Origin of the sequence: Empedobacter sp. GD03861, from assembly GCF_029840885.1 — a bacterium.
GTDB classification, from domain to species: Bacteria; Bacteroidota; Bacteroidia; order Flavobacteriales; family Weeksellaceae; genus Empedobacter; species Empedobacter falsenii_B.
Map to the genome: position 1 here is coordinate 49,999 of NZ_JAOCDJ010000010.1, position 12,857 is coordinate 62,855.

The 12,857-nt window shown below is 33.9% G+C and carries 10 protein-coding genes; 4 read left to right on the plus strand and 6 right to left on the minus strand.

The genetic code is table 11. From position 1 onward, the window contains the following. Window positions 1-32 precede the first annotated feature (32 nt). Window positions 33-2,567, plus strand: a complete 2,535-nt coding sequence (locus tag N5D03_RS07370) for a M1 family metallopeptidase (protein WP_125349791.1) — start codon at window positions 33-35, stop codon at window positions 2,565-2,567. 67 nt (window positions 2,568-2,634) lie between these two features. Further along, window positions 2,635-3,123: a dihydrofolate reductase gene (locus tag N5D03_RS07375; RefSeq protein ID WP_115001867.1), complete on the plus strand. Its 489-nt coding sequence runs from the start codon at window positions 2,635-2,637 to the stop codon at window positions 3,121-3,123. A gap of 59 nt (window positions 3,124-3,182) precedes the next feature. Here N5D03_RS07375 and N5D03_RS07380 read toward each other — a convergent pair whose 3' ends face one another. From N5D03_RS07380 to N5D03_RS07405, 6 genes are all read right to left on the minus strand, one after another. Further along, on the minus strand, window positions 3,183-4,517 hold the full coding sequence (locus tag N5D03_RS07380; protein WP_219034415.1) for an MFS transporter: 1,335 nt from the start codon (window positions 4,515-4,517) through the stop codon (window positions 3,183-3,185). A gap of 18 nt (window positions 4,518-4,535) precedes the next feature. Next, window positions 4,536-5,168, minus strand: a complete 633-nt coding sequence (locus N5D03_RS07385) for a bifunctional nuclease family protein (RefSeq protein WP_115001870.1) — start codon at window positions 5,166-5,168, stop codon at window positions 4,536-4,538. Between the two features lie 108 nt (window positions 5,169-5,276). After that, window positions 5,277-6,233, minus strand: coding sequence for an electron transfer flavoprotein subunit alpha/FixB family protein (locus N5D03_RS07390; protein ID WP_115001872.1), 957 nt, complete (start codon window positions 6,231-6,233; stop codon window positions 5,277-5,279). Window positions 6,234-6,259: 26 nt separating this feature from the next. Continuing rightward, window positions 6,260-7,006 (minus strand): electron transfer flavoprotein subunit beta/FixA family protein, encoded by a 747-nt coding sequence (locus tag N5D03_RS07395; RefSeq protein WP_115001874.1) that lies wholly within the window; start codon window positions 7,004-7,006, stop codon window positions 6,260-6,262. Between the two features lie 68 nt (window positions 7,007-7,074). Then, the gene (gene tatC / locus N5D03_RS07400) at window positions 7,075-7,908 is read right to left on the minus strand and encodes a twin-arginine translocase subunit TatC (RefSeq protein ID WP_115001876.1); all 834 of its coding nucleotides are present in this window, start codon (window positions 7,906-7,908) and stop codon (window positions 7,075-7,077) included. Window positions 7,909-7,912: 4 nt separating this feature from the next. Continuing rightward, complete coding sequence (locus N5D03_RS07405) at window positions 7,913-8,878, minus strand: KpsF/GutQ family sugar-phosphate isomerase (protein ID WP_221854509.1); 966 nt, start codon at window positions 8,876-8,878, stop codon at window positions 7,913-7,915. Between the two features lie 164 nt (window positions 8,879-9,042). Between N5D03_RS07405 and recQ the strand changes: the two genes are divergently transcribed. After that, window positions 9,043-11,244, plus strand: coding sequence for a DNA helicase RecQ (recQ, locus tag N5D03_RS07410; protein ID WP_180905211.1), 2,202 nt, complete (start codon window positions 9,043-9,045; stop codon window positions 11,242-11,244). Window positions 11,245-11,310: 66 nt separating this feature from the next. Next, complete coding sequence (gene gpmI, locus N5D03_RS07415; protein ID WP_280051290.1) at window positions 11,311-12,846, plus strand: 2,3-bisphosphoglycerate-independent phosphoglycerate mutase; 1,536 nt, start codon at window positions 11,311-11,313, stop codon at window positions 12,844-12,846. The last annotated feature ends 11 nt before the right edge of the window (window positions 12,847-12,857 follow it).

Here is a 12,857-nt window from a genome sequence, read left to right on the forward strand (position 1 = left end):
AAATTATCAACCAATAGAAATAAATTTTTACGATGAAAAAACGAATCCTTTGGCTTTCATCAGCCTTTATTATATCAAGTCTTACTTATGCGCAAGTAATGACGCCACCGCCGAGTTATAACGAAAACCAAACGAACAAATTAGATATTTATCGTGCAGAAGCAGAACGAATTAATAATCTTGTTCATACCAAATTGGATCTTAAATTTGATTATGCAAAAGAGCACGTTTTAGGTGAAGCTTGGGTAACATTGAAACCACATTTCTATGCTACAAACAAAGTTACATTAGACGCAAAAGCAATGTTGATTAGCGAAGTCGCTTTGGTAAATGGTGCTACAAAAAAAAAATTAAATTATAAATACGATGATTTACAATTAGTCATCGATTTGGATAAAGAATACAAAAAAGATCAAGAATATACACTTTACATCAAGTATACAGCGCGTCCAAACGAAGTAAAACAAGAAGGAAGTGCGGCCATAAACGATGCAAAAGGTGTTTATTTTATCAATGCAAAAGGTGAACGACCAAATTATCCAACTCAAATTTGGACACAAGGCGAAACTGAATCTTCTTCTTGTTGGTTCCCGACAATTGATAAAACGAATCAAAAAACTTCACAAGAAATCACGTTAACATATCCTGATAAATATGTTTCATTATCAAATGGAACAATGAAATCTTCGAAGAAAAATTCGGACGGAACAAAAACTGATTATTGGAAATTTGATAAAAAACATGCGCCATATTTATTCTTTTTCGGGATTGGAGATTACGCAGTCATCAATGATAAATGGAAAAATATCAATGTTGATTATTACGTAGAACCAGAATATAAAGATGTTGCAAAGCAAATTTTTGGTAATACACCAGAAATGATTCAGTTCTTTTCTGATAGATTAAACTATCCTTATCCTTGGGATAAATATGCACAAATGACGGCTCGCGAATATGTTTCTGGAGCTATGGAAAATACAACAGCTTCTTTATTTCATGATGGTGTTCAGCAAAAAGCTGGTCAATTAGTCGATGAAAACACTGCTGAATATGTTATTGCGCACGAATTATTTCACCATTGGTTTGGAGATTTAGTTACGGCTGAAAGTTGGGGAAATTTAACAGTGAATGAATCGTTTGCTAATTATTCTGAATATTTATGGTTTGAATATAAATACGGAAAAGAGAAAGCGGATGAGCATCGTTACAACGAAATGTTTGGTTATAAACAAGGCGATGGACCAACGAAAAATTTGGTTCGAGTTCATTACAATTCTCGCGAAGATATGTTTGATGGTGTTTCGTACAACAAAGGTGGAATTATCTTACATATGTTGAGAAACTTCTTAGGAGATGATGCTTTCTTCAAAGGTTTGAACAAATATTTGAAAGATAATGAATACGGAAAAGCTGAATCTGCACAATTACGCTTAGCTTTGGAAGAAGTTTCTGGTCGTGACTTAAATTGGTTTTTCAATCAATGGTATTACGAAAATGGTCATCCAAAATTAACAGTTGTTTCAGATTATTCTTCAGCAAATAAAAAAATAAAAGTTGTTGTTCGTCAAGATGCTTCAAAATTATTTGAATTTCCTTTTGCGATTGATATTGTCGAAAATGGAAAAACAACGCGTCAACAAGTTTGGGTTCCAAAACAAGCCGAAACTGTTTTCGAATTTGCAGCAAACCAAAAACCTGATGTCGTTATTCCAAATGCGGATCAAGTTTTATTAGCAGATATCGACGATAAAAAACCTGTTGAAGATTTTATTGCGCAATACAAAGCTGGAAAAGGAAATTACACGACACGTTTATTAGCGATTGAAGCAATGGCAAATGCGCAAGCAACTAATCCAAAAGCGGCTGATGCCTTGGTTAATGCTTTAGATGATTCATTTGATGGATTAAGAATTTATGCGATTCATAAATTGGACACAAAATCAAAAACGATTGTTGATAAAGCTTCATCAAAATTAAAACAATTGGCTTCTAATGATCCTAAAACATTGGTTCAAGCGGCTGCTTTAAGTGCTTTGAATGATGCCAATATTTATGATGTAGCAATTTTCGAGAAAGCTTCAAAAAGCCCTTCATTTAGTGTTCAAGGAGCCTCATTAACAGGAATCTTAAAAAATAATCCTTCAAAAATTAATGATTTAACAACTAATCTTGATAATGAAGTAATTAAAGGTTCGCCAGATTTAGCAATGGCATTAGTTCCGACTTGGATTAAAAATAATCAATTGGATAAAGCTGCTTTAATTTCTGAATCTGCTGCGATGTATGAATTCGTAAAATTCCAAGATCCAGAAAAAGGAAAAATTGCTGAACAAGCTTTCAATTGGATTATGAATAATGATACGCCAGATGCAACGGCTGAAATTGCTAAAACATATTCGCGTTATTATCCATATTTGAATGAACAAAATCCACAAGCAGGACAAGCTGTGAAAATGATGGCTGAAAAAGCATTGCAAGTAAAAACGAATGCTGCAAAAACAATTAAATCAGCAACTATTGCAAAACAAGTGGAGCAATTACAAGATGCTATAAATAAAATGAAATAATTCACTAAAATTATTATATTTGTTAAGCTATCCTTGCAAGAGGATAGCTTTTTTTACCTTATAACTTATGATAAACATTGTAGTAGCAAAAGCAAGCAACAACGTAATTGGTGCAAAAAATGATTTGATTTGGCATTTACCAAATGATCTGAAACATTTCAAAAGTATAACTTCTGGGCATCCTATTATTATGGGACGAAAAACGTTCGAATCATTGGGTAGACCTTTACCAAATCGTACCAATATTGTTGTGACAAGAGATCAGAATTGGAATACAGAAGGTATCGAAATTGCGTCTTCTTTACCAAAAGCAATAGAAGTTGCGAAAAAAATTGACGATGATATTTACATTATCGGTGGTGGAAATATTTACAAACAAGCGATGGAATTTACTGATATTTTGTACATCACAGAAGTTCATCACGAATTTGATGGAGACACTTATTTCCCAGAAATAGACTTGGACGAATGGGAAGAAGTAGAACGAGAAGATTTCAAAAAAGATGAAAAACATCCATATGCTTACTCGTTTGTGACGTATAAAAGAATAGATTAGAAACTTTCGTGCATAAAAAAAGCAAGAATTTTGATTCTTGCTTTTATATTTTTTACACCTTAATGTTTTACATCTTGTACTTCGTCTGGATTGTGTTTGTATTTGAACACAATTGCGAACAATACCGTAACAACTAATGCGTAGCCTGCGAAAATAAACCAAGAATGTCTCCATCCTTCTAGCTGCAATGTCAAATCAGTTTGACTATACACTAAATGATTCACGATGTATTGTGCAATTAACATTCCGATTGTTGCTCCAAAACCATTGGTCATCATCATAAAAACTCCTTGTGCAGAAGAACGAATTTCTTCGTTTGTTTCTTTGTCTACATACAACGAACCTGATACATTGAAAAAATCGAAAGCGATTCCGTAAACAATCATTGATAAGATAAACATCCAAACACCAGATCCTGGATCTCCTAATCCAAATAATCCGAAACGTAAGACCCAACCTACCATTGCCATCAACATCACGATTTTGATTCCGAATCGTTTTAGCACGAAAGGAATTAATAAAATACACAATGTTTCAGAAACTTGAGACAACGAAATTAAAGCATTTGCATTACTTGCTCCCCACGTATTGGCATAATCTGGAATATCCTTAAACGTTGTGATAAATGGATTTGCATATCCATTTGTAATTTGCAAAGAAACGCCTAAAAGCATTGAAAAGATAAAGAAAATTGCCATTTTTCTATCTTTAAATAATGCAAAAGCTTTTAAACCAAATGCATCAGAAATAGATTGTTTTTCAGAACTTTTGTTAACTGGGCAATTAGGTAATAAGAAACTGTATAAAAACAATATAACTCCTAAAAATCCAGATACAAAGAACTGATAATAATTGGATTGAAAACTTACGAATGTTGGATCACTTGAAAAGTTAAATCCAAAAACACCATCTTTAAATCCAGAGAAATTAACAAATAACATCGCTACAATAAAACCAACTGTTCCAAACGTTCTGATTGGAGGAAAAGCTTTGATTGTGTCTAAATTATTTTGTTTTAAAATTGTGTAGGCTGTTGAGTTAGAAAGGGCTATTGTTGGCATAAAGAACGCCACACTAACCGAATAAAGTGCGAAGATTATTGTAAAATCTACATTGTTTCCAGCTGTCATTCCATAATAACCTGCTGCAAACATAAAAAGTGCAGCTAATAAATGATTCAATCCCAACAAACGTTGTACAGGAATCCATCTATCCGCTACAATACCCATTATCGCGGGCATAAAAATCGACACAATACCTTGCATCGCGTAAAAAAGACCAATTTTTGGACCTAAGCCAACTGATCCTAAGTAATTTCCCATAGAGGTTAGGTATGCTCCCCATACCGCAAACTCAAGGAAACTCATGATTGTAAGTCTAAGCTTTACAGACATAATTATTTGAAATAGTTATTAGTTTCCCATGTTATCGATTTGATCACGAAGGCGAGCTGCCAATTCGTAATCTTCATTCTTCACAGCTTTTTCCATCTCAGTTTCAAGTTCAGATTTTGTCCAACCTTCATATTCATTGATATCAGACAAATCATTTTCCAAACCAGCCAAGATATCCAAATCATCTTCAAAGTTATTTGCTGCGCGACGTATATTTTCTTCTTCTTCAATAACGTCCAAATGAATTCCAGCTTTTTCTACAACATTATCATAGGCATAGATAGGTGCATTGAAACGAACAGCCAACGCAATTGCATCAGAAGTTCTCGAATCAATTTCGGCACGTTGTCCATCATTATTTACAAAAATAATATTCGAATAGAAAACGCCATCTTCTAATTTATAAATATAAATAGAATCAACATTCAATTGAAATTCTTTTCCTAATGAAATAAACAAATCGTGTGTTAATGGACGAGGTGGATTAATATCTTTCTCTAAAGCTAATGCGATTGATTGTGCCTCAAAGCTCCCAATAATAATTGGCAACTTTCTTCCTCCTACATTTTCCTCTAGAATCAACGCATATGCGCCAGTCTGAGTTTGACTGTAAGATATTCCTTTAATATTTAATCTAATTAAATTGTCCATTTGGGCGTAAATCTATGAAAAACTGATGAATATTTAATCTTTTTTTAATGAATAAAAAAAATCCGAACCACCTAAATGATTCGGATTGAATTTATAAGCTTAAAATGATTAAGCTTGACCTTTATATTTTTTTAACTCTTCAGTTAATTTAGGAACAATCTCAAAAGCATCTCCTACGATTCCGTAATCTGCTGCTTTGAAGAAAGGCGCTTCTGGATCATTGTTGATGACAACAATTGTTTTAGATCCATTAACTCCAGCTAAGTGCTGAATAGCTCCTGAAATACCAACTGCGATATATAAATTTGGCGCAATTGCTTTTCCTGTTTGTCCTACGTGCTCAGCATGCGGTCTCCAACCAATATCAGCAACTGGTTTAGATGATGCTGTAGCAGCTCCTAAAACTTTTGCTAAATCTTCGATCATTCCCCAGTTTTCAGGACCTTTCATTCCACGACCTGCAGAAACAACAATATCCGCTTCTTTCAAATCGATTTTATCAGAAGAAGCCATTTCTGTTGAAACAACTTTTACTTTTGCATCTGCATCAGAAACTGATACTGAAGCTGATTCTTCTGAACCTGAAACTGCATTTTCTTTTGCTCCGAATGCGTTTTGTAGAACTGTAACTACAACTTTTCCTGAAACTGCAACAGTTTCTACTCCTTTTCCAGAGAATGCTTTACGTGCAACTGTGAATGGAGAAACTGCTGTTGGAGATTTTTCTACATTTGTTACTAAAGATGCTCCTGTTTTGTATGCTAAAACTGGTGCTATAGTCGCTCCTTCGTTTGTTGATGGTAAAACCACAACATCTCCTTGAGCAACTTCAGCCAAAGCTTTTGCGTAAGAATTTGCATCAAATTTTGCTAAAGCTGCATTATCAACTTTAACTACTTTAGATGCTCCATATTTATATAATTCGTCAGCAGTAGCATTTCCAAAAACGATTGCTGTAACAGTATCTCCAGCAACATCAGCTGTAGCTTTTGCGTAAGAAACTGCTTCTAATCCTGCTTTTTTATATTTTCCGTCGTGTGACTCTGCGTATACAAAAATTGCCATTTTTTAATTTCTTTTTAGGTGAATAATTAGATTACTTTAGCTTCTTCGTGTAATAATCTTACCAATTCTGCTACATTGTCTTTGTCGATTAATGTTACATTACCTCTTTCAGCAGGTTTTACATAACCAACAACTTCAACTTTAGTTTCTGTCGCTTCTGGTGCAACAACTGCGATTTGTTTTGTACGCGCTTGCATAATTCCACGCATATTAGGAATTCTTAATGCAGCCTCGTCAACCAATCCTTTTTGTCCTGCGATAACAGCTGGTAAAGTAACTTCTACAGTTTCTTTTCCTCCGTCAATTTCACGAACAGCTTTTGCAGAAGAACCTTCTACATCAAGACCGATACATCCGTTTACAAAACCATAATCTAACATTGCAGCAACTAATCCTGGTACAGAACCTCCATTATAATCAATTGATTCTTTTCCTGTCAATACTAAATCAAAACCACCATCTTTAGCAGCTTTTGCGATTTGTGTAGCAACAAAGAAATCATCGCGAGCATCAGCATCAATACGAATTCCATCATTCGCACCAATCGCTAAAGCTTTACGCATAACTGGATCTACAGTTGCATCTCCAACAGTTAAAATTGTAACAGTAGCTCCTTGTTTTTCTTGTAACTCTACTGCTTTATTTAAACTAAATTCGTCGTGCGGGTTAATAACGAACTGAACACCATTTTTATCAAATGATTTTCCGTCAGCTGTGAAGTTGATTTTTGCTGTAGTATCTGGTACACTACTAATACAAACTAATATCTTCATAATTTTGTGTTTACTTTTTCTTTTATGTAAAAATAACTAATTTATTTTATTATGCAAGCATAACATTGTTAATTCTTTACTAAGTCGTTACTTTTCGCTTTCAATTGTTTTTTATAAACTGAATTTGAAACCAATACACTTAGTTCGTACAATAACCAAAGAGGAATTGTAACTAAAATCATACTGTACACATCGTTTGGTGTAATTGCAGCTGCAATCACTAATACAACAATAAATGCGTGTTTACGGTATTCTTTCAAAAATTTTGGTGTTAAGATTCCAATACTCGTTAAGAAGTAAACGAAAACAGGCATCAAAAACATAACTCCCATCGATAATAATAATTGAACAAATAAATCGATATAACTTGGCAACGTCCATGTATTTCCTACACCAAAAGGATCGTAAGTGAATAAAAATTGTGTACACAATGGTAGCAACATATAGTAACTAAATAAGACTCCTGTTACAAAGAAAAACGAAACAGCGAAAATGGTAAATCCTGCATATTTTCGTTCAGCTTCTTTTAATGCTGGTTTTACAAATCGCCAAATTTCAAAAATAATATAAGGAATTGCGATAATTACACCACACACAATTACTGCAAAAAATTGTGAAGTGATCTGTCCTGATGGATTAAGATTGGTCAATTCTTTCGAAATATCAAATGATTCGGTATAAATTTTTCCGAAACCTGTTAATTCACCAAATTGATTAAAAATATCAAACGTTGGAAAAGTTGATTTTAATGGAGCCATAATCACATGTTCCACCAATTCGTCCCAATAAATAGCGACTGCAATAGATGTAATCACAATTGATAAAATAGAACGAACCAAATGTCCTCTCAACTCACCAATATGAGCCAAAAATGACATACTCGATTTTGTATTATCTGCCATACGCTTATTCGATTCCTTCGTTTAAAATTGAGTGAATATCCAAAATTCCATAATAATGATTTTCTTCATCAACCACCACCAATTGTCCAATACTGTTGTGACGAAGAATCGCTAAAGCTTCTCTTGCTTTTTCAGCTTTTTTGATTGTTTTCGGATTCATTGAAGCAATATCTTTCGCAGTTAAATGTGCAAAAGTTTCATTATTTAATAACATTCGGCGCAAATCTCCATCTGTTATCACACCAACAATTTTATCATTATCAATCACAACTGTAATTCCATGACGACCTGATGTTAATGAATTAATGACTTCTGTAATCGAAGAATCTGGATACACAAAAGGTTTTCTTTCTGGATCAACAATATTTTCTACTGTCCACAATAATCGTTTTCCTAAAGCTCCACCTGGATGATATTTTGCAAAATCGTTTTGTGTAAACGCTCTCAATTTCATCAAAGCTACCGCCAATGCATCACCCATTACCAATTGAGCCGTTGTAGAAGTTGTTGGTGCCAAATTTACGGGACAAGCTTCTTTATCAATATTAACATCCAAAACAATGTCTGAATTTTTTGCTAATTCTGATTTCAAATTTGATGTCAATCCAATCAAAACCGAAGCATATTGTTTAAGAATCGGAGCCAAATATGTAATCTCTGGCGTATTTCCACTTTTCGAAATACAAATCACCACATCTTCTGGTCGTACAAGACCCAAATCGCCATGAATAGCTTCCGTCGCATGTAAAAATTGACTTGGAGTTCCGGTAGAATTTAAGGTTGCTACAATTTTATTTGCAATGTGTGCACTCTTTCCTACTCCAACAACTACCAACTTTCCTTTCGTGTTATATATCGCATTTACCGCATCAACAAAAGACTCGCTAATACGAGAAGCTATTGCTTCCAGCGCTTGAATTTCTTCTCGAAATACCCCTTGCGCTATTTGTATTAATTCTGAATTTTCCACAATAAAATTTCTATTGTCTATTTTTAAAATTTTTCGTACTTTTACTCTCCTTTTTTATTTACACTCAATTATATATAAATCATATAAAATTTATGTGTATATTTAAGAGTTATCAAATATAGGAACTATTTAATTTATAATATTAATTTTAGTCTTTTGTGTAGATGGAAGCCACTTCGAAAAACTTAACATCTTACCTAAAAAAATATTTTGGTTTCGACCAATTTAAAGGACAGCAGCACGAAATCATTACAAGCTTACTAAATAAAGAAGATGTATTTGTTTTGATGCCAACTGGAGGAGGTAAGTCTTTATGTTATCAATTACCGGCATTAATGTCAGATGGAGTCGCGATTATTGTGTCCCCTTTAATCGCGCTGATGAAGAATCAAGTAGACGCTATACGTGGAATTTCTGAAAATGATGGAATTGCCCACGTATTAAACTCATCTTTAAACAAGTCAGAAACGAAAACAGTTATGACAGATATTAAAGATGGGGTAACTAAAATGTTGTACGTTGCACCCGAATCTTTGACAAAAGAAGAATACATCGATTTCTTTAAATCGGTAAAAATTTCTTTTTTTGCTATTGATGAAGCGCACTGTATTTCTGAATGGGGACACGATTTTCGACCAGAATATCGTAATCTAAAAGCGATTATCAACAAAATTGGTGATGCGCCAATTATTGCTTTAACTGCAACAGCAACACCAAAAGTACAAGAAGATATTCAGAAAACTTTGGGAATGCAAAGCGCTAAAGTTTTTAAAGATTCTTTTAATCGTACGAATTTATTTTACGAAATCCGCCCAAAGGTTGATCAAGACAAACAAATCATCAAATTTATCAAACAAAACGATGGTAAATCTGGTGTCATTTATTGCTTGAGTCGTAAAAAAGTTGAAGAAATTACGCAACTTTTACAAGTAAACGGAATCAATGCTATTCCTTATCACGCAGGTTTAGATGCCAAAACACGTAGCAAACATCAAGATATGTTTTTGATGGAAGATGCAAGTGTCGTTGTCGCTACAATTGCTTTCGGAATGGGAATTGACAAGCCAGATGTACGTTTTGTAATGCATTACGATATGCCAAAATCGTTAGAAAGTTATTACCAAGAAACTGGTCGTGCAGGTCGCGATGGTGGTGAAGGTGTTTGTATTGCTTTCTATGATTATAAAGATATCGAAAAGTTAGAAAAATTCTTAGCAAGTAAACCTGTTGCAGAACGCGAAGTTGGAATGCAATTACTTTCTGAGGTTGTAGCATATGCCGAAACTTCGATGTCGCGTCGTAAATTTTTGTTACATTATTTTGGAGAAGAATTCGACGACAAAAACGGCGAAGGGGCAAATATGGACGACAATATGCGCAATCCTAAAAAAATGATTGAGGCAAAAGTTGATGCAGTAATTGCATTAGATGTTGTTCAGAAAACAAATCAAAAATTAAAATTAAATGATGTTGTAAATGTTATAGTTGGTAAAGAAACTTCTATTACAAAATCATATAATTTGAGCTCTGAAGATTTCTTCGGAATTGGAAAAGCAAAAGAAGATTATTATTGGAAATCTATTTTACGCCAATTAATTGTACGTAATTTATTAGAGAAAGAAATCGAATCATATGGTATTTTAAAAATTACCAAATCTGGAAAAGATTTCATTAGTAAGCCAACTTCTTTTGAAATTGCCGAAGATATTGATTTCAAAAAATTATTATCAGAAGGTAGCTTTGAAAAAGAAGAAACATCTTCTGCACCTATTGCTTTTGATGATGTTTTATTGAAACAATTGAAAGATTTACGTAAAAAAATCTCTAAAAAACATCAAATTCCACCTTTTGCAGTTTTCCAAGATTCGAGTTTAGATGATATGACAATGCAATATCCAACAACAGTTAAGGAGTTAACAAATGTATTTGGTGTTGGAGAAGGAAAAGCTCAGAAATTCGGGAAAGAATTTGTAGATTTTATTGCGCAATATGTTAAAGACAACGACATTATTCGACCTGAAGATATGGTGATTAAACAAGTTGCTGACAAATCGAGTCACAAAGTTTATATCATTCAATCGACAGACAGAAAGTTAAATCTTGAAGATGTTGCGGAAGCAAAAAATATGACGATGAGCGATTTGCTTTCAGAAATGGAAAGTATCGTTTATCAAGGAACAAAATTAAATATCAATTATTACATTGACGAAGTTTTGGACGAAGATCAACAAGAGGAAATTTATGAATTCTTGATGGACGCAGATTCTGACTCAATGTCATCATTGTTAGATGAATTTGGTGACGATTATGATGAAGAAGAATTACGTTTGATGCGTATCAAATTCATCAGTGAAGTCGCAAATTAAACCATACAAAAAATAAACTTTCAGCCCAAGGAATGCTTATCTTTGGGCTTAATTATTACAAGAAAAATGAACAATAAAGCAATATTAATGATTTTGGACGGATGGGGAATTGGACCAAACCCTGCTGTTTCTGCAATCGCGCAAGCAAATACACCTTTTATAGATAGCTGTTTCGAGAAATTTCCACATTCTACGTTGGATACGTTTGGTTTAGCCGTTGGTTTACCAGAAGGACAAATGGGTAATTCGGAAGTTGGACATATGAACTTGGGTGCTGGACGCGTAGTTTTCCAAAACTTAGTTCGAATCAATATGGCGGCTGAAAACGGAACGTTACAAAACGAACCTATCTTAAAAGATGCTTTTCAATATGCTTTAGAGAATAACAAAAAAGTACATTTCATCGGTTTAGTTTCTGATGGTGGTGTACACTCACATATCAATCATTTGAAAGGTTTGTTAGATGCAGCAAATCAATCAGGTTTACAACAAAATGTTTTTGTACATGCTTTCACAGATGGTCGTGATACCGATCCAAAATCTGGCGAAGGATTTATCACAGAATTGATGAACCACATGACAAAATCAACAGGAGAAATCGCTTCGATTACTGGTCGTTATTATGCAATGGATCGTGATAAACGTTGGGAACGCGTGAAATTAGCATACGATGCAATGGTAAATGCAGTTGGTGAAACAACAACAAATCCATTAGAAGCAATTCGTGCATCTTATAATGAAGGCGTGACAGATGAATTCATCAAACCGATTATTGTAACGGATGAAAATGATCAGCCAAAAGCTAAAATCGAGAATGATGATGTAGTGATTTGTTTCAATTTTAGAACTGATCGTGGACGTGAAATCACAGAAGTTTTAACGCAACATGATTTTCCAGAATTTGGAATGCATAAATTAAATCTAAAATATATCACTCTCACAGAATATGATGCTACATATACTGGAGTTGCGGTAATTTTTGACGAGAAAAATATTGTAAATACGTTAGGAGAAGTTATTGCGAATGTTGGTCGTAAGCAAATTCGTATTGCTGAAACTGAAAAATATCCACACGTAACTTTCTTTTTCAATGGTGGTCGCGAAGAACCTTTCGTTGGTGAATCTCGTATTTTATGTGCTTCGCCAAGAGATGTTGCGACTTACGATTTGAAACCAGAAATGGCAGCATATGATATTACAAATGCAATTGTACCAGAAATCGAAAAAGAATCAGCGGATTTCATTTGTCTTAACTTCGCTAATACAGATATGGTTGGTCATACAGGTGTAATGTCTGCAGCAATAAAAGCTGCCGAAGTAGTAGATTCTTGTGCGGAAAAAATTGTAAATGCAGCTTTAGAACATGGTTACAATGTGGTAATTTTAGCCGATCACGGAAATTCAGATTTTATGATAAACGAAGACGGATCGCCAAATACGCAACATACAACGAATCCTGTTCCATTTATTTTGGCTCAGAAAAATATAGAATGGAATGTTGAGCATGGTAAACTTGGAGATATTGCACCAACTATCTTAACTTTGATGGGAATTGAAATTCCAACTGAAATGACCGGAAACATTATTGTTCAAAAAAAATAACCTAAATAACT